Consider the following 17,202-nt stretch of genomic DNA (forward strand, 5'->3'; position numbering starts at 1 on the left):
GATTCCGGGCGTTTGTATATGATGTGCCGTGAGGATTTTGCCCCTCATCCGCCTGCCGGCACCTTCTCCCCGCAAGCGGGGCGAAGGGGTATGCCGCGCCGCTTCAGTCCCCTGTACCTTTTTCCGGCGGTTCTTGGGTTGCACGCCGTCGTCGCGTGTCGTGCGAAGTGAAGCGTAGTGGAATGAAGCATGACCCGCGACGATGGCCGAAATTGGCGTAGCCTTCCTGAACCGAGCCGATTCGTCGGGAGCAACCAATTGTCCCCTGTGGCCCGACCACCTGGAGAGGACGCGTGCCCCGTCGGATTGGCCGTGATCGATGCCCCGTGGGGAGTCCGCGCCGGAGCTGTATCCGTTTCCGAGCGCCAGTACAGGGATCGGCGAAGATCGCGGTGGCTCGCAGGCTTGGACGAGGAGAAGGGATGACCGATCAGAAACAATTCTATGCCGGCGTCGACTGGGCGTCGGAGAGCCATCATGTGTTCCTCACGGATGGTGATGGCCGGAAAATCGGCGAAAGGGTCTTCAGGCACGGCGGCGAAGGGCTCGCCGAGCTGGCGGCCTGGCTGACGGCAACCAGCGGTGCAACCGAGGCCGGGCAAATCCAGGTCGCGATCGAGGTGCCGCACGGGCCCGTGGTCGAGACGCTGATCGAGCGCGGCTGCCAGGTGCATGCCATCAACCCGAAACAAATGGATCGCTTTCGCGACCGGTTCACCCTGGCCGGCGCCAAGGACGACAGCCGCGATGCCGAAGTGATGGCCTCGGCCTTGCGCACCGATCGCCGGTGCTTCCGGCTGCTCGCCGCCGCCGATCCTGTCGTCATCGAATTGCGCGAATGGTCGCGCATGGCCGAGGACCTCGGCGCCGAGCGCAACCGGTTGACCAACCGCATGCGCGAGCAGCTCTGGCGCTACTTTCCTGCGCTGCTCGAGCTCGAAAACGACCTCGGGGCCGAGTGGCTGCTCGATCTCTGGGAAGCCGTGCCGACGCCGGCCAAAGCCGCGCGGATCCGCGCGGCGACGATCGCCAAGCTTCTCAAACGCAACCGCATCCGCCGCGTCGACGCCACCCATGTGCTCGCCGTGCTGCGCACGCCGCCCGTCAAGGTCGCCGCCGGGACGACCGAAGCCGCCAGCGCCCACATTGCCACGCTCATTGCCCGCATTCGCCTCGTGAACCGGCAGCTCAAGCAAGCGCATCAGCGGCTCGATACCCTGACTGCCCGCCTTGTCCCGACCGAGGCGACCGAGCCGGGGCAGAGGAAGCAGCATGACGTGGAGATCCTCGCATCCTTGCCGGGAGTGGGAAGGATCGTCCTCGCCACGCTGCTCGCAGAAGCCTTCGATGCCCTGCAGCGACGTGACCACGCCGCCTTGCGCAGTTTGACAGGAGTCGCGCCCGTTACCAAGCGGTCCGGCAAGAGCTGCATCGTCATCAGAAGACAGGCCTGCCACGACCGGCTCGCCAACGCCATGTACCATTGGGCACGCGTCGCCATTCAGCACGACTCTCGGAGCCGTTTGAAGTACGCCGCCCTTCGAAGCCGAGGTCACAGCCACGGTCGTGCCCTGCGATCCGTCGCCGACCGCCTCCTCAACGTCGCATGCGCAATGCTGAAAACCGGCACCACCTTCAATCCTTCCTTGGCCGAGCAGAAACTCTCTTGCTAAACGGTGGGGAGTCCTCTCCCCGCGGGCGGGGAGAGGGTTAGTCCTCGGGTTAAACCCGAGGAGAGGGCAAAGGCACACGCGTCGGCTGTAATCACAGAAAGAAATCGTCGACCCTGAGACTGGTCACGCCGTTCACCTTGATCTGGAAGTCGGCAAGGCCATCGCCGTTGATGTCGCCCGAGAGAATTCCGGAACGGAAGTTCAACTGGCCGGCGTCTCCCGTAAAGGCGCTGCCGCCGATATAGGTGAATTTCTGATTGCCGCTCCAGGTCGTGTCCGCGTCGATCGTCGAGAGATCGATGACGTCGTATTCGGAGCGGTGGAAATCGGCGATCACGTCGCGCCTGCTGCCGACGACCGATTCGCTGATCGCGTTGAAATCGAAGCTGTCGGTGCCGGTGCCGCCGACCAGATAGTCGAAGCCAGTGCCGCCGCGCAGGATATCGGCGCCGGAGCCGCCATAGAGATCGTCGTCACCGCTGCCGCCGTCGAGGAAATCGTCGCCGCCGAGCCCCTCGAGAATGTCGTGGCCGCCGAGGCCGCGCAGCGTGTTGGCGACCGAACTGCCGGCAATGTCGTCATGGCCGTAATTCGTGCCGGTGGCATTCTCGATGCTGATCAGGTCCTCGCGCCGGCCGCTGCCGGTGGTCGCATATTTGTAGCCGAGGTCGATCGTGACGCCCTTGCCGCGCTCCGAGCTCCAGTCGTCCTGGAACTGATAGCTGATCGCGTCGATACCCGTGCCGCCGTTGAAGTAGTTGTTAAAGCCGGCCGAGAGGAAGGTGTCGTTGCCGCTTTCGCCATAGTAGTCGCTGGCATAACCGTTGATTTCGAAGCGGTCATTGCCGCTGCCGCCGTAAACGACGTCGTAGGAGCTCGTGTCGCGTGCCCGAATGTCGGCGACGTAGATGTCGTTGCCGGCGCCCATATAGATGTCGTTGCCGCCTTCGTAGTAGTTCACCACGAGATCGTTGCCGTAACCCGCATCGACAAAGTTGTATCCGCCGTAGCTGTCGGTCCTGTTCAGATAGATGTCGTCGTCGCCGTCATAGCCATAGATCTCGACCTCGATATAGCTGTTCTGCTTGAGGATATCGGCGAAGTTCGAACCGTAGATGCGCGTGACCATTGCTCGACCGTTTTAGAGAAGGCGTTGAAATCTAACGCGGATCATGGAGCAATGAAGCTGAATGCCGGGTGAACCGATTGCGGCGTTTTCGTGAATTCGCACGGCGCCTCGGCAGCCGGAATCAGCCAATCAGACCCGGGTTGCCGCCGTCGGACCCGAGGCGTCGAGATCGCCTAACGGTTGCACGCCATAGGCCACCAGATCGGCGCTTAGGGCCCGCGCATCGGTAAAATGGATGGCATGCCAGCCGGCGGCCCGGGCGCCCTCGACATTGGCCAAGCTGTCGTCGATGAAAATCGTTGCCGCCGGTTCCAATCCGAAGGTTTGCGCGTGAGTCCTATAGATATCGACATCCGGCTTGATCAGGCCGACGTCGCCGGAAACCGTGACGCCGCGCGGCAGCGTCAGGAAGGGAAAGCGCTTTTGCGCCTCGCGGAAGGTGTCGGAAGCGAAATTGGTGAGCATCGTCACGTCGCGTCCTTCGGCGATGAGGCTTTCCAGCAGCGAAACCGTCTCCGTATAGGCGTGCGGCACCATTTCGTGCCAGTGGCGGCGGAACGCCCGGATTTGCTCCTCCCGCTCCGGATGATCGCGGATCAGCAGCGTCTCGGCCTCCTCCCAGGAACGGCCGCGATCCTGCTCGATGTTCCAATCATGCGTGCAGACATTGGCGAAGAACCAATGGCGTTCCGCCTCGTCCGGGATGATGCGGGAATAGGGGATCTGCGGATCGTAATGGATGAGCACCTTGCCGATGTCGAAAACGATGTGGCGGATGTCGACGCTGCTCATGGGCAATTCCTGAACGATTATAGACTTAGGCGACCGGCCGGTGAGGCGACCTTGCTTTACACGGCTTTGAACGCGTGCGGTATAGCCTGGGTGATTGCTTTTTTCATGACGGTCGGTAGTGCCTGCGCCTTGAGCGACGCGATCGGTTCCCACCAGCCCTCGGCGCACGCTGCCATATCACCGACCTCGGCGCGGTAGACCGACAGGCGCAGCTCGAAATGCGTGAAGACGTGGGTGACCGTGCCGCAGGCCTCCCAGGCGGCGGCAAACGGTCCGGCTTCGATCGAGGTCTCGCCATCGCGGCGCGCCGTCCAATCGGTGCCGGGCACTTCCGTCATGCCGCCAAGGAGCCCGGAATCCGCTCGCTTGCGCAGATAGACGGCGTCCGACCGGTCAATGGCGACAAAGGCGGCGCCGAGGCGAAGCGGCTTTTCTTTCCTGGCGGCCTTGCGGGGAAATGTCTCGGGGTCGGCGACCGTGAGCGCGCGACAATTGCCGCGGAAGGGACAGAGGGCGCATGCGGGGCGTTTCGGCGCACAGATCGTCGCACCGAGGTCCATCATCGCCTGGGCGAAATCGCCCGGCCGATCGAGGGGCGTCAGTTCGGAGACGAGACGCCGCATTTCCGGCTTGGCGGCAGGCAGCGGCGTTTCGATGGCGTAAAGGCGGGAAATGACGCGCTCGACATTGCCGTCGAGGACCGCACTGTGGCGGTTGAAGGCGATCGCCGCAATCGCGGCGGCCGTATAGTCGCCGACGCCGGGAAGCGACTTCAAACCCTCTTCTCTATCCGGAAAGCGGCCGCCGTGCTCGCGCGCCACAACCTCGGCGCATTTCTTCAGGTTACGCGCCCGGGCATAGTAGCCGAGGCCGGCCCAGGCCTTCATCACCTCCTCGGTCTCGGCGGCGGCAAGGTCTTCCACTCTCGGCCAAAGCCTCAGGAACTTGTCGAAATACGCCTTGACCGCCTGCACCGTGGTCTGTTGCAGCATGACTTCGGAGAGCCAGACATGGTAGGGGTCTGCAACCGCGCCACGAGCCGCCATCGGGGGCGAGACGCGCCAGGGCAGGTCGCGGTGGTGGCGATCGTACCAGTCGAGCAGAAGGGGGGCGGCGTCGGCCGCCTTCAGGGTATCGAGCGTCATTTGCCGGGGAGTCCTTTTCCGGCCTATACTTGGCCGACGCCCGCCCGAGCTTCAAGGCTCGATCAAGGGGCAGGACCTATTAAATTCATCCGTTCTGCGTGGCGGATTTCGTGTCTGACTAGGAGGGAAGATGCAGGAAATGCCGAACATTTTCAAATCTTCCCGACGCGGTCAGGCGCGAAATCCGCCACGCCCTTCGGGTTCAGGTCCATGGGCCGCTGATCGAAAACAATGCTCGACAAGACCTCCGGGTCTTGCCTTGCGCTTGTTTTCTTCCATCCAATCCCATGGACCTGAACAGAACGGATGAATTTAATAGGTCCTGACCCTAAATTGCGAACAGAAAGTCTGTATCGGTGAGTGAAGCGAAATCCCGCAAGGGCGTTGTCCAGATCAGCGAGGTTGCGAACGGACTGATCGATCCGGTGCTCGCCAAGCGCGCCGGCATCAACACGATGCTGCTCGGCTCCTGGGACGAGATCGCCGGGACGGAATTCGCCGATTGCACGCGTCCGGAAAAGATCGCCTGGCCGCGCCGCGCCTCCGAGATCGGCGGCGATGGAGGCTACCAGCCGGGCGTGCTGACGGTCGCCTGTGAAGGGGCGAGGGCACTGTTCCTGACGCACGCCCAGGGTGAACTGATCCAACGCATCAACGGCTTCTTCGGCTTCCACGCGATCGGCCAGCTTCGTATCGTCCAGAAGCCCGTCGCGGCGCCACCCAAGCCCTACCGCCGACCGCGACCGCTGACCGGCGAACCGGCCCGCCGGCTCGACACGATGGTCGAAGGCATCGAGAGCGAGGCGCTGAGGTCGGCGCTGAAGCGGCTCGGCACGGCCGTCCTGTCCGAGCGCCGGAAGTAATTCACCATCAAGGGGTCACAATTCTTTGAATTCAGTTGAAGCGCCACCCCTTGTCGCCTTGCATTGAGCAAGTTATCGAAATCGCACTTTTATTTCCCCTCATAGAACACGGGTCCTGTCCATGTCCGCTTCCGTAACGAGCCTTCCGAAACGCCTGCTGAGCGGCGTCGCCATCGCCGCGCTCGCCCTGGTGCTTGCCGCCTGCAGCGAAGAGAAGAAGGAGGCGGCTTCCAAGGCGCCGGCCGAAACGTCGGCGAGTGCGGATGCGATGACCACCGCGTCCACGACCGCAACGCCGGCCGCCAGCCGGGCAAAGCCCGCCGGCACCGAAGTTGCGCAGGCCGCCGCTCCGGCCAAGGCCGAGCTGCCGCAGTCGGAAGGCAGCGTCGACGTGCAGAAGCTGATGGAGCCCGGCGCACTTCCGGAAATGGCGCTGGGCGAGGCCAATGCCCCGGTGACGATCGTCGAATACATGTCGATGACCTGCCCGCACTGCGCCAACTTCCACAACAAGACCTTCGATGCCATCAAGGCGAAATATATCGACAGCGGCAAGGTGCGCTTCATCGTCCGCGAATTCCCCTTCGATCCGCGCGCCGCGGCCGCCTTCATGCTGGCGCGCTGCGCCCCCGAGGGACAGTATTTCCCGATGGTTTCCATGCTGTTCAAGCAGCAGGAACAGTGGGCCGCCGCGGAAAACGGCCGCGATGCACTGCTGCAAATGTCGAAACTCGCCGGTTTTACACAGGAGAGCTTCGAGGCCTGCTTGACGAACCAAAAACTTCTGGATGATGTGAACGCAGTCATGCAGCGCGGCGCCAAGGAGTTCGGAGTGAAATCGACGCCGACCTTTTTCGTGAATGGCGAGCATTATTCGGGGGACATGTCGGTTGACGTACTGTCGGCCCTCATCGACAGCAAGCTCTGATCCTTCGCTTTTCCTGACAACGGGCGACGGCGGCAGCCGTGCGCCCGTTTTTTGTGTTCGGTGCTTTCAGCAGGTGAGGCCGACGCATGCCTCACGCTGACGTCCCGCCGAAAGCTCGCGCCAATGCCCGCCGCATGCGAAGCGCCATGACGGATGCGGAGCTCAAGCTCTGGAGCGAGTTGCGCGCGCACCGACTGTTGGGCCTAGCTTTCCGGCGGCAGGTTCCGGTAGCCGGCTACATCGTCGATTTTGCCTGCGCCGAGCATCGCCTGATCATTGAGGTTGATGGTTCACAGCATGCGAGCACGGGGAATGCCGATTACGATAGGCAGCGCACCCAGCATTTCGAATCGCATGGCTGGACGGTCTTGCGCTTCTGGAATGATGATGTTTTGAGCGACATCGACAATGTCTGCGAACACATTGTGCGTGTGATCGGGAAGGGGGCGTTTAAGTGAGGGGCTCGCGGTTTACCCCCCTCTGCCCTGCCGGGCATCTCCCCCACAAGGGGGGAGATCGGCAAGTGGCGATGTCCTGCTCAACCAAATACCTTTCGCTTAGACCTGTCACTCTGGTCGTTTCGGCATCTGCGACCTTGATGTCGTGGAAAGCCATGCGTCTTGCCGATCTCCCCCCCTGTGGGGGAGATGCCCGGCAGGGCAGAGGGGGGTATTGCGCCCCATGAAGTTCAACAAGCTTCGCCTGCTCGGCTTCAAGTCCTTCGTCGAACCGACCGAATTCATCATCGAACGGGGCTTGACCGGCGTCGTCGGTCCGAACGGTTGCGGCAAGTCGAACCTCGTCGAGGCGCTGCGTTGGGTGATGGGGGAGAATTCCTACAAGAACATGCGCGCCTCCGGCATGGACGACGTGATCTTTTCCGGGTCGGGCAACCGGCCGGCGCGCAATACCGCCGAGGTCGGACTCTATCTCGACAACAGCGACCGCACCGCGCCTGCCGCCTTCAACGACAGCGACGAGATCCAGGTGACGCGGCGCATCGAGCGCGAGCAGGGTTCGGTGTACCGGATCAACGGCAAGGAGGCGCGGGCAAAGGACGTCCAGCTGCTCTTCGCCGACGCCTCGACGGGCGCCCGTTCGCCGTCGATGGTCGGGCAGGGCCGGATCGGCGAGCTTATCGCCGCCAAGCCCCAGGCCCGCCGGCAATTGCTCGAAGAGGCGGCCGGCATTTCCGGCCTGCACTCGCGCCGTCATGAGGCCGAACTGCGCCTCAAGGCGGCGGAGACGAACCTGGAGCGTCTGGACGACGTCACATCGCAGCTCGAAAGCCAGATCGAGAGCCTGAAACGCCAGTCGCGCCAGGCGAACCGCTTCAAGATGCTGTCGGCGGAGATCCGCCGGCACGAGGCGATCCTGCTGCACATCCGCTGGGTGCAGGCCAAGGAGGCGGAGTCCGAGGCCGCCAGCCAGCTGAACCAGATCACCGCACTCGTCGCCGAAAAGGCGCAGGCGCAGATGGAGGCGGCCAAGCATCAGGCAATCGCCAGCCTCAAACTGCCGGAACTGCGTGAGAACGAGGCAAAGCTGGCGGCGGCGCTGCAGCGCCTGCAGATCGCCCGGGCGCAGCTCGAGGAAGATGCCGGGCGCATCCTGCGGCGTCGCGACGAATTGCAGCGGCGGCTATCGCAGCTTGCCGAGGACATCGCCCGCGAGGAACGGCTCGTCGCCGACAATTCCGGCATTCTCTCCCGCCTCGATGAGGAGGAAGAAGAACTCAAGGAGGTGCTTGCCGAAGCCGACGACCGCGCCGCGGAGGCGCGCGAAAAGCTCGTGGAAGCCGGCGAAAAACTTTCCGACAGTGAGGCGGATCTGGCGCGGTTGACCGCCGAACGCGCCGAGGCGCAGGCGGCCCGCAACCAGCTCGACAGGACGCTGCGCGATCTTTCCGAGCGGCAGGCCCGACTTGCCCGCCAGCTTTCCGATCAGGCGCGCGACCTCGAAGCGCTCGACCGCCAGATGGCGGCGCTGCCGGACCCGCACGAGAAACAGGAACAGGTCGAGGCAGCGGAAGCGGCGCTGGAGGAGGCCGAGGCGGTCGTCGTCGCCGTCGAGGAGAGCCTTGCCGAGGCGCGCGCCGAAGAAGCGGCCACCCGACCGCCCGTCGATCAGGCGCGGGCGCTGCTGAACGGTATCGAGACCGAGGCCCGGACGATCCGCCGGATGCTTGAAGCTTCCGGCGCCAGCGACTATCCGGCCGTCGTCGAGGACATGCAGGTCGAGCGCGGCTTCGAGACGGCGCTCGGCGCCGCATTAGGCGACGACCTCGATTCGCCGCTGGAACAGGCGGCAGCCTCGCACTGGCGCATGCCCGGCGACGATGCGGACGACCCCGCCTTGCCCAGAGGTGCCTTGCCGCTGAGCGATTACGTCAGCGCCCCGGAGGCGCTCGGCCGCACCCTTCGTCAGATCGGCATCGTCGAGAGTGAAACGGAGGCCGAACGGCTGCTGCCGCTCCTGAAGTCCGGCCAGCGGCTGGTGACGAAGGAAGGCGCGGTCTGGCGTTGGGATGGCCACGTCACCGGATCTGAGGCGCCGAGCGCTGCCGCCCTCCGGCTGGCCCAGAAGAACCGCCTTTCCGAGCTCGAGGCTGAGGCCGAGGATGCCGCTGGGGCCCTGCGCCAGGCGGAGGCGGATCTCGCCGCCGCCGGCGCCCGCATCCGCGCCGAGGACGAGCGTCTGCGCCTGTCGCGCGATGCCCAGCGGATGATCACCCGGCAGCTTGCCGAGGCGCGCGACGCGCTTGCCGCGGCCGAACGCGCCTCCGGCGATCTTGCCCGCCGGCGCGCCGTGCTCGCCGAGACGAAGCTTCAGCTCGAAGGCCAGGTCGAAGAGGCGGCCGAGCAGATCGAGGCGGCGAACGACGCGCTGGCCGAGGCGCCCGACCTTGCGGAACTGGAGTTGCGGCTGCGCGCCCGGACGGCGGACGTTGCGGCGGACCGTGCCGCGGTTGCCGAAGCGCGGGCGACGCATGACGGTCTTGCCCGCGAAACCGAGGCGCGTCTGCGCCGGCTTTCCGCGATCGCAGGCGAGCGCGAGACCTGGAGGGCGCGCGCGTCGAGCGCCGAAGAGCACATCGCGACGCTGCGCGACCGCGAGGCGGAGGCGCGCGAGGAGGTCGAGGAACTTATCGACGCGCCCGATGAGTTTGAGGACAAGCGCCGCGCCCTGATGAACGAGTTGCAGAAGGCGGAGACGGCGCGTCGACAGGCGGCCGACATCCTCGCCGAGGCGGAGACCCGCCAGCGTGAAGCCGATCGCCTCGCCGCGACGGCGCTTTCGGAGCTTGCCGAAGCGCGCGAAAAGCGCGGCCGGGCCGAAGAGCGTCTGGTCTCGGCCCGCGAGCGGCGCGTCGAGATCGAGGCGCGCATTTTGGAGGCGCTTTCCTGCCCGCCGCATGAGGCGATGCGCCTGACCGGACTGGCCGCCGACGCGGCATTGCCTGACATGCGCGCCATCGAGCGGGAGCTCGAGCGTCTGAAGATCGAGCGGGAGCGTCTCGGCGCCGTCAACCTGCGCGCCGACGAGGAGCAAAAGGAGCTCTCCGAACGGCTCGCAGCCCTCCTCAAGGAGCGCGACGATGTCATCGAGGCGATCCGCAAGCTGAGAAGCGCCATCCAGAACCTCAATCGCGAGGGTCGCGAACGGCTGATCGCCGCCTTCGACGTGGTCAATGTGCAGTTCCAGCGGCTCTTCACCCATCTCTTCGGCGGCGGCACGGCGGAGCTGCAATTGATCGAGAGTGACGATCCGCTGGAAGCCGGCCTCGAAATCCTTGCCCGTCCGCCGGGCAAGAAGCCGCAGACCATGACGCTTCTGTCCGGCGGCGAGCAGGCGTTGACGGCAATGGCGCTGATCTTCGCGGTTTTCCTCACCAATCCGGCGCCGATCTGCGTGCTCGACGAGGTTGATGCACCGCTCGACGACCACAATGTCGAACGCTATTGCAACCTGATGGATGAAATGGCGGCCTCCACCGAGACCCGCTTCATCATCATCACCCATAACCCGATCACCATGGCCCGCATGAACCGCCTGTTCGGCGTCACGATGGCCGAGCAGGGCGTCTCCCAGCTCGTCTCCGTCGACCTGCAGACGGCCGAGCGAATGCGCGAAGCGGTCTGAACCAGCCACGATCACTCGGCAATTCGGCAATGCGACCACGCACCGCTGCATTTTTGATGCACCGCAGCAAAAATCTTCGCCGAGTGCATTTTCAGCCTGAAACATATACTGTAGATCGTCATCGAAACTGTTTCGGGGTGGAGAACAGGCATGACGAAATGGGTATACACCTTCGGTGGAGGCAAGGCCGAAGGGAGTGCGGGGGATCGCAACAGGCTCGGAGGCAAGGGTGCGAACCTTGCCGAAATGTGCAATCTCGGCCTGCCGGTGCCCCCCGGCCTGACGATCGTCACCGATGCCTGCAACAGCTATTTCGACAATGAACTGACGATGCCCGAGGGCCTGCGCGAGCAGGTGCGCGAGGGCATTGCCCGGATGGAAGAGATCACCGGCCGCGCTTTCGGCGATACCTCCCATCCGCTGCTTCTCTCCGTCCGTTCCGGCGCCCGCGCCTCTATGCCCGGCATGATGGACACCGTGCTCAATCTCGGCCTCAACGACCAGTCGGTGCACGCGCTCGGGCATGATGCCGGCGACGCGCGGTTTGCCTGGGACAGCTACCGGCGCTTCATCCAGATGTATGGCGACGTCGTGCTGGGCGTCGATCACGAAATCTTCGAGGAGATCCTCGAGGAAGAGAAGGCGCGGCTCGGCCACGAGCAGGACCCGGAGCTTTCGGCCGTCGAGTGGCAGCACGTCATCTCGCGCTACAAGGAAGCGATCGAGGAGGTGCTCGGTGAACCCTTTCCGCAGGATCCGGAGGTCCAGCTCTGGGGGGCGATCGGCGCGGTCTTCTCGAGCTGGATGAACCCGCGCGCCATCACCTACCGCCATCTCCATGGCATTCCGGCCGCCTGGGGCACGGCGGTCAATGTCCAGGCGATGGTGTTCGGCAATCTCGGCAATTCGTCTGCAACCGGCGTCGCCTTCACGCGCAACCCGTCGACCGGCGCCAAGGAGCTCTACGGCGAATTCCTGGTCAATGCGCAAGGGGAGGACGTCGTCGCCGGCATCCGCACGCCGCAGAACATCACCGAGGCCGCCCGTATCGCCTCCGGCTCGGACAAGCCCTCGCTGGAAAAGCTGATGCCGGAGGGCTTCGCCGAGTTCGAGACGATTTGTCAGACGCTCGAGCGCCACTACCGCGACATGCAGGACCTCGAATTCACGATCGAGCGCGGCACGCTCTGGATGCTGCAGACCCGCTCCGGCAAGCGCACCGCCAAGGCCGCGCTGAAGATCGCCGTAGACATGGCCGAGGAAGGGTTGATTTCGAAGGAAGAGGCGGTGGCGCGCATCGACCCCGCATCGCTCGACCAGCTCCTCCATCCGACCATCGATCCGCATGCCCGCCGTGACATCATCGGCTCGGGGCTACCGGCCTCGCCGGGGGCGGCGACGGGCGAGATGGTCTTTACTTCCGAGGAAGCGGTGCAGGCCGTCAAGGAAGGCCGCAAGGTCATCCTGGTTCGCGTCGAGACGAGCCCGGAGGATATCCACGGCATGCATGCCGCCGAGGGAATCCTGACGACGCGCGGCGGCATGACGAGCCACGCCGCCGTCGTCGCCCGCGGCATGGGCACGCCCTGCGTCTCCGGCGCCGGCAACATCCGCGTCGATCAGCGCGCCGAACTGCTGATCACTGCGAGCGTCACCTTGAAGAAGGGCGACGTGATCACCATCGACGGATCATCCGGGCAAGTGCTGAAGGGCGAGATCGCCATGCTGCAGCCGGAGCTTTCGGGCGATTTCGGCAAGATCATGCAATGGGCCGATCAGAGTCGCCGGATGACGGTGCGCACCAATGCCGAGACGCCCGCCGATGCGCGTGCCGCCCGCTCCTTCGGGGCCGAGGGCATCGGGCTCTGCCGCACCGAACACATGTTCTTCGAGGACGACCGCATCAATGTGATGCGCGAGATGATCCTCGCCGAGGACGAGGAGGGCCGCCGCGCCGCCCTTGCGAAGCTCCTGCCGATGCAGCGCTCCGACTTCGTCGAGCTCTTTTCGATCATGCACGGCCTGCCGGTGACGATCCGCCTTCTCGATCCGCCACTGCACGAGTTCCTGCCGAAGACCGACGAGGAAATCGCCGAGGTCGCCGGCGTCCTTTCGCTCGATCCCGCCCATCTGCGCCAGCGCGTCGATGCGCTGCACGAGTTCAATCCGATGCTCGGCCATCGCGGCTGCCGCCTTGCCATCTCGCATCCGGAAATCGCCGAGATGCAGGCGCGCGCCATATTCGAGGCGGCCGTGGAAGCAGCGCGCGTGACCGGCGCGCCGGTCGTTCCGGAGATCATGGTGCCGCTCGTCGGGCTGCGGGCCGAACTCGATTACGTCAAGGAGCGGATCGACGCCGTCGCCAAGGAAGTGATCGGCGAGGCCGGCATCGGCATCGACTACCTGGTCGGAACGATGATCGAGCTGCCGCGGGCGGCGCTGCGTGCCGACGTCATTGCGGAGGCCGCGGACTTCTTCTCCTTCGGTACCAACGACCTGACCCAGACCACCTTCGGCATTTCGCGCGACGATGCGGCGCAGTTTCTTGCCACCTATCAGCAGAAGGGCATCATCGAGCAGGATCCGTTCGTTTCGCTCGACTTCGACGGGGTGGGTGAACTGATCCAGTTGGCCGCCGAACGCGGTCGCCGCACCAAGAATGGCCTGAAACTCGGCATTTGCGGTGAGCATGGCGGCGATCCCGCCTCGATCCGCTTTTGCGAGGAGGCCGGGCTCGATTACGTTTCCTGCTCGCCCTTCCGCGTACCGATCGCCCGGCTGGCGGCTGCACAGGCGGCGATCAACGGCAACGGCAAGACGGAGGCGCTGGCCGCAAGTTGACCTCTGGCTGCGTCAATTTCGGCCCGTGACGGCACTCTATCCGCGTCACTACCAGTAATACGGCCTGCGCATCAGGAAGTCGTTGTCGTAGCGAAAGGCCCGTGCCTCGGCGCGGCGGTCGAGCTCTATGCGCTGCAGGCAGGTAGCGAACGAATCGGTGCCGCGGCGGAAGCCATAGGAGGCGCAGGTCGTTTCGTCCCTCGCGCGCCGCTCCTGCGGCGTCACCGTCTGGCACCCGGCAAGCACCAGACCTGCCGCGGCAAGAGTCAGCAGTCTCGTTGTCATCATGGTCATTCTGCCTCCTGATCGGCGCACGCATGCGGAACAGCGATCAGCGGCGCAAGCAGCAAGGGGACGCGTGATTGCGGATCCGCAGGCGCGATTCAACGGAAGCAAGAATACCACGCGCCCGATGCACCATGGCGATCAACTCGAGGTGACTTCAGATCCGCTCGAGCACCCCGACGAAGGCTTCGGCGAAGCTTGCGAGGCCGGCGGTGCGTTCGCTTGGCTGTTCGACGCGGATCGTGCTTCCATCCGCGTCGAGGCAGACGAACAGAATCGCGGGCGCCTGGCCGCCGGCCTGGCCATGGCGAAGGACGGCGATCGTGAGGCAATTATCGACGAGGCCCGAGGCCGGCAGGTCGAAAAGGAGCTCGCCGCCGATGTCGTCCGCCACAGTCCGCACGAATGCCGAAAAATCGTCCCGGTTACCGGAGAAGCGGTCAAGGGAGAGCTCGAGTTCGAGCAGCGCCATTGGAAGGGCGACGTCTCCGCCGGAGGGCGGCGGGGCAGGGACGGCGATCTCCGAGCGTGTCTCCGATGCAGTCATGATCTCTCTCCGTTGTCACGCCGCCTCACATGCGCCGTGGGTCTCTTCGGGCGCTCAAGCGGCGCTCTAGCACTTTGACTTGCTGCATGTTTTTGGAAACATGCAAAGCCCCTGGGCGCTGGGTGCGCGGACAATTCCGCGCGCGGCCGAAAGGTTGAGTTGAAATAACTGGTTAACGAGAATGGCGAATTTGCGGCAGAAGTACAACTGCTGCGCTCATACTCTTTTCGGGCGAATTCAGGGCGTGCGGAAGCCGGTGGTTCCCACCGAAACGGCCATGGTCTAAGAAGGCGGTGTCTTTTGCCGCGGGGATTGATTCCGTTTTATGATGGTCCGGTACGAGCGTCCCTATTCCCATGCCGCCCACTGGGCACGCAGGCTTGCCCGCATAGGCTTCGTGATCTTCGCGCTGTCGCTTGCCGCGCACCGCTTCGGACCGCTGACGACGCCGCATTTCCTGGCGCTCGCCGGCTGCGCCGTTGCATTTGCCCTGCTGGCTGTCCTGCTTGCGACCGTCGGCCTTACGCGCCTCTGGAAGGTGGCGGCCATCGGCGGGACCGCTTCCGTCTCGGCCCTATTCTATGCGGCGCTTCCACTCGGCTTCTTCCTCCATGGGGCCGCGCAATATCTGGCGCGACCGGCGATCTATGATGTCAGCACCGATCCGGTGACGCCGCCGCCATGGATCAAGGCGCCGGTCGCCGAGGAGAGCTGGATCACGCGCCGGCCGATCGTGACGCCCGAGGACCGCGAAGCGCAGATCGCCGCCTATCCGGGGCTCACCGGACGGCGCTACGACGGCGCCCTGGACCGCGTGTTCCAGAGCGTTCGCAAGGTCGTTGAGGAAAGGCGGATCGCCACGACCGCGGAACTCGGCGTCGAGAACGCGCGCGCCGATCTCGAGGACCTTGCCGTGGGTCCCGGCGCGGGGGCGGATACGAACAGGGAACCGGAGGCCATTCCCGTTCCTGCCACGCGGCCGGCGCCCGATATCGAGGCTGGAATACCCGGGCGGGATGCCAGCGATATCGTTCTTCAGGGCGAATGGCGCACGCTGATCGCCGGCTTTCGCTTCGACGTGCTGATCCGGCTGCGCGAAGAGGCGGAGACCACCCTTGTCGACCTGCGCGTCGCCTCGCGATACGGCCAGCATGATCTCGGCATGGGCGCAAAATTCGCGGAAGAGTTCCTGCGCGCGCTCGATGCAGAGCTGCTGGGGATTGCCGGAGATTAGAGCCCGCTCAGGTCACCAGCCGATATTCGCCGAGGAGCGACGGCGGGCCGTCGGTCTCGATGCGGCCTTGTTCGATCAGGTCCTCGATATGGGCGAGCACCGAAAGCGCCGCTGCGCCGTGCAGCCGCGGATCGGTCGAGGCGTAGATCACCTTCACCATATCAGGGATATTCCGGTCCCCGGCGCGCAGCCGTTCCAGGACGGCGCGTTCGCGCATCTTGCGATGTGCCTTGAGCGCCCGCAGGAAGGCGGGAGGCTCGCTGACCGGACCGCCGTGGCCGGGCAGGTACAGCCGGTCGTCGCGTGAGAGCAGCTTGTCGAGCGAAGCCATGTAGTCGGCCATGGCACCGTCCGGCGGCGCGACGATGCTCGTCGCCCACGCCATTACGTGATCGGCGGAGAAGAGAATGCCGGTGCCGTCGAGCCCGAAGGCCATGTGATTGGCGGTGTGCCCCGGCGTGGCGATCGCCGTCAGGCTCCACCCGTCGCCCTCGATCCGGGCGCCGTCGCGAAGGGCGACGTCGGGAACGAATTCCATGTCCGAGCTTTCGGCGAAGGGATTGGTCTCGCCGGCGTGCAACGGGCGAGCCGCCCGGTGCGGACCTTCGCCGACGACGACGGCTCCTGTCGCTTCCTTTAGCCGGCGGACGAGAGGCGAGTGGTCGCGATGCGTATGGCTGACGGCGATGTGCGTCACCTCGCGCCCTGCAAGCGCCGCCATCAGCCCCTGAAAATGCGCCTCGTCCTCCGGCCCCGGGTCGATCACCGCGACGGAGTGGCGGCCGACGATGTAGCTGTTGGTGCCATGGAAGGTGAAGGGGCCAGGATTGTTGACGGTGATGCGCTCAACGCCCTCGGCCACCGTCACCTTTTCTCCATGGGCGGGCTTGAAATCGAGGTCGAAGTCCGGTCCCTGCATGCGTCTCGCCTTCACTTGTACTCGATCTCGACGAAGGACATCGGTTCGCTGCCCGCATTGACGACATTGTGGGCGACGCCCGCATCGCGCCGGTAGGCGGCGCCCTTTGCCACATCGATCCGGCGGCTGCCCTCTTCCTCTTCCACAAGGAACTGGCAATCCGTCATCGGCACGACGACATAACCAAGCCCGTGGACGTGATGCCCGGTGTCGGCGCCGGGTTCGAAATCCCAACGGATGATGCGCACGACGGCATCATCGACGAGAACGGTCGGGACGGCAGGCGGGCGGGCGCGGAACTTGGTCATCGAGGTCTCCATTTGCGGGCGACAATAGGCGAAAGCAGGAGGCAAGGAAACGGGCACAGCTATCGGCTATTCGACTTCGACCGCCTTCGCGCTGACCGGTGGCTGCGTGTGTAAGACTGCGTTCGACAAAATATGCGCTGAAAGCGAAGTTAAGCATTGTGAGCGTGCACGAGCTTTGGTAATCAGGCGCTCGATTTGGCGAGCGGATGCCTCGCCATTCCGTTGGGGCGTAGCCAAGCGGTAAGGCAGCGGTTTTTGGTACCGCCATCCCCTGGTTCGAATCCAGGCGCCCCAGCCATGTTCTCTTTCTTAAAAGATTCAATGGGTTGGAATTCCGCCGCGAAGCGGGCATTTCGCGTCTTGCGATCTCGGCGGCGAAGACAGGCTGCGGTTCC

General features: G+C 64.6%; 14 protein-coding genes and 1 tRNA gene. 8 read left to right on the forward strand and 7 right to left on the reverse strand.

What is annotated here, in order from left to right; translation table 11 throughout:
* Nucleotides 1-422: 422 nt before the first annotated feature.
* Nucleotides 423-1,673 carry an IS110 family transposase gene (locus tag NGR_RS14115; protein ID WP_012707134.1) on the forward strand — a complete coding sequence of 417 codons (1,251 nt, stop codon included), beginning with the start codon at nucleotides 423-425 and terminating at the stop codon, nucleotides 1,671-1,673.
* A gap of 91 nt (nucleotides 1,674-1,764) precedes the next feature.
* Here the strand turns inward: NGR_RS14115 and NGR_RS14120 are convergent, their stop codons facing one another.
* The 3 genes from NGR_RS14120 to mutY form a co-directional block, all read right to left on the reverse strand.
* Nucleotides 1,765-2,802 (reverse strand): calcium-binding protein, encoded by a 1,038-nt coding sequence (locus NGR_RS14120; RefSeq protein WP_012707135.1) that lies wholly within the window; start codon nucleotides 2,800-2,802, stop codon nucleotides 1,765-1,767.
* Between the two features lie 129 nt (nucleotides 2,803-2,931).
* Complete coding sequence (locus tag NGR_RS14125; RefSeq protein WP_012707136.1) at nucleotides 2,932-3,594, reverse strand: HAD family hydrolase; 663 nt, start codon at nucleotides 3,592-3,594, stop codon at nucleotides 2,932-2,934.
* A gap of 56 nt (nucleotides 3,595-3,650) precedes the next feature.
* Nucleotides 3,651-4,739 carry an A/G-specific adenine glycosylase gene (mutY, locus tag NGR_RS14130; protein ID WP_012707137.1) on the reverse strand — a complete coding sequence of 363 codons (1,089 nt, stop codon included), beginning with the start codon at nucleotides 4,737-4,739 and terminating at the stop codon, nucleotides 3,651-3,653.
* A 356-nt stretch (nucleotides 4,740-5,095) separates the two neighbouring features.
* On the opposite strand from mutY, the gene NGR_RS14135 reads away from it, so the two are divergent.
* The 5 genes from NGR_RS14135 to ppdK all read left to right on the forward strand — a co-directional run bounded on the left by NGR_RS14135 (nucleotide 5,096) and on the right by ppdK (nucleotide 13,514).
* Nucleotides 5,096-5,602 (forward strand): DUF721 domain-containing protein, encoded by a 507-nt coding sequence (locus NGR_RS14135; protein ID WP_012707138.1) that lies wholly within the window; start codon nucleotides 5,096-5,098, stop codon nucleotides 5,600-5,602.
* 121 nt (nucleotides 5,603-5,723) lie between these two features.
* Complete coding sequence (locus NGR_RS14140) at nucleotides 5,724-6,530, forward strand: DsbA family protein (protein WP_012707139.1); 807 nt, start codon at nucleotides 5,724-5,726, stop codon at nucleotides 6,528-6,530.
* An 86-nt stretch (nucleotides 6,531-6,616) separates the two neighbouring features.
* Nucleotides 6,617-6,988 carry an endonuclease domain-containing protein gene (locus NGR_RS14145; protein WP_012707140.1) on the forward strand — a complete coding sequence of 124 codons (372 nt, stop codon included), beginning with the start codon at nucleotides 6,617-6,619 and terminating at the stop codon, nucleotides 6,986-6,988.
* Nucleotides 6,989-7,211: 223 nt separating this feature from the next.
* Nucleotides 7,212-10,673 (forward strand): chromosome segregation SMC family protein, encoded by a 3,462-nt coding sequence (locus NGR_RS14150; RefSeq protein ID WP_012707141.1) that lies wholly within the window; start codon nucleotides 7,212-7,214, stop codon nucleotides 10,671-10,673.
* A 150-nt stretch (nucleotides 10,674-10,823) separates the two neighbouring features.
* Complete coding sequence (gene ppdK / locus NGR_RS14155; RefSeq protein WP_012707142.1) at nucleotides 10,824-13,514, forward strand: pyruvate, phosphate dikinase; 2,691 nt, start codon at nucleotides 10,824-10,826, stop codon at nucleotides 13,512-13,514.
* 48 nt (nucleotides 13,515-13,562) lie between these two features.
* Here the strand turns inward: ppdK and NGR_RS14160 are convergent, their stop codons facing one another.
* Both NGR_RS14160 and NGR_RS14165 read right to left on the reverse strand, forming a co-directional pair.
* A complete protein-coding gene (locus NGR_RS14160) occupies nucleotides 13,563-13,808 on the reverse strand; it encodes a hypothetical protein (protein WP_012707143.1) in 246 nt (81 codons plus the stop codon).
* A gap of 148 nt (nucleotides 13,809-13,956) precedes the next feature.
* On the reverse strand, nucleotides 13,957-14,346 hold the full coding sequence (locus NGR_RS14165; RefSeq protein ID WP_012707144.1) for a hypothetical protein: 390 nt from the start codon (nucleotides 14,344-14,346) through the stop codon (nucleotides 13,957-13,959).
* Between the two features lie 325 nt (nucleotides 14,347-14,671).
* Between NGR_RS14165 and NGR_RS14170 the strand changes: the two genes are divergently transcribed.
* A complete protein-coding gene (locus NGR_RS14170; RefSeq protein ID WP_012707145.1) occupies nucleotides 14,672-15,580 on the forward strand; it encodes a DUF1499 domain-containing protein in 909 nt (302 codons plus the stop codon).
* Between the two features lie 7 nt (nucleotides 15,581-15,587).
* Here the strand turns inward: NGR_RS14170 and NGR_RS14175 are convergent, their stop codons facing one another.
* Entirely contained in the window at nucleotides 15,588-16,499 is a 912-nt protein-coding gene (locus NGR_RS14175; protein WP_012707146.1) for an MBL fold metallo-hydrolase, read from the reverse strand.
* Between the two features lie 11 nt (nucleotides 16,500-16,510).
* Nucleotides 16,511-16,807: a cupin domain-containing protein gene (locus NGR_RS14180; RefSeq protein ID WP_012707147.1), complete on the reverse strand. Its 297-nt coding sequence runs from the start codon at nucleotides 16,805-16,807 to the stop codon at nucleotides 16,511-16,513.
* 223 nt (nucleotides 16,808-17,030) lie between these two features.
* Between NGR_RS14180 and NGR_RS14185 the strand changes: the two genes are divergently transcribed.
* Nucleotides 17,031-17,105: transfer RNA gene (locus tag NGR_RS14185), tRNA-Gln, on the forward strand.
* The last annotated feature ends 97 nt before the right edge of the window (nucleotides 17,106-17,202 follow it).

Origin of the sequence: Sinorhizobium fredii NGR234 (assembly GCF_000018545.1) — a bacterium.
GTDB lineage: Bacteria > Pseudomonadota > Alphaproteobacteria > Rhizobiales > Rhizobiaceae > Sinorhizobium > Sinorhizobium fredii_A.

Excerpts from the sequence above, each read along its gene's own strand:
- NGR_RS14115 (WP_012707134.1), top strand. The coding sequence starts at position 423 with ATGACCGATCAGAAACAATTCTATGCCGGCGTCGACTGGGCGTCGGAG.
- NGR_RS14120 (WP_012707135.1), bottom strand. The coding sequence starts at position 2,802 with ATGGTCACGCGCATCTACGGTTCGAACTTCGCCGATATCCTCAAGCAG.
- NGR_RS14125 (WP_012707136.1), bottom strand. The coding sequence starts at position 3,594 with ATGAGCAGCGTCGACATCCGCCACATCGTTTTCGACATCGGCAAGGTG.
- mutY (WP_012707137.1), bottom strand. The coding sequence starts at position 4,739 with ATGACGCTCGATACCCTGAAGGCGGCCGACGCCGCCCCCCTTCTGCTC.
- NGR_RS14140 (WP_012707139.1), top strand. The coding sequence starts at position 5,724 with ATGTCCGCTTCCGTAACGAGCCTTCCGAAACGCCTGCTGAGCGGCGTC.
- NGR_RS14145 (WP_012707140.1), top strand. The coding sequence starts at position 6,617 with ATGCCTCACGCTGACGTCCCGCCGAAAGCTCGCGCCAATGCCCGCCGC.
- NGR_RS14150 (WP_012707141.1), top strand. The coding sequence starts at position 7,212 with ATGAAGTTCAACAAGCTTCGCCTGCTCGGCTTCAAGTCCTTCGTCGAA.
- ppdK (WP_012707142.1), top strand. The coding sequence starts at position 10,824 with ATGACGAAATGGGTATACACCTTCGGTGGAGGCAAGGCCGAAGGGAGT.
- NGR_RS14160 (WP_012707143.1), bottom strand. The coding sequence starts at position 13,808 with ATGACCATGATGACAACGAGACTGCTGACTCTTGCCGCGGCAGGTCTG.
- NGR_RS14165 (WP_012707144.1), bottom strand. The coding sequence starts at position 14,346 with ATGACTGCATCGGAGACACGCTCGGAGATCGCCGTCCCTGCCCCGCCG.
- NGR_RS14170 (WP_012707145.1), top strand. The coding sequence starts at position 14,672 with ATGATGGTCCGGTACGAGCGTCCCTATTCCCATGCCGCCCACTGGGCA.
- NGR_RS14175 (WP_012707146.1), bottom strand. The coding sequence starts at position 16,499 with ATGCAGGGACCGGACTTCGACCTCGATTTCAAGCCCGCCCATGGAGAA.
- NGR_RS14180 (WP_012707147.1), bottom strand. The coding sequence starts at position 16,807 with ATGACCAAGTTCCGCGCCCGCCCGCCTGCCGTCCCGACCGTTCTCGTC.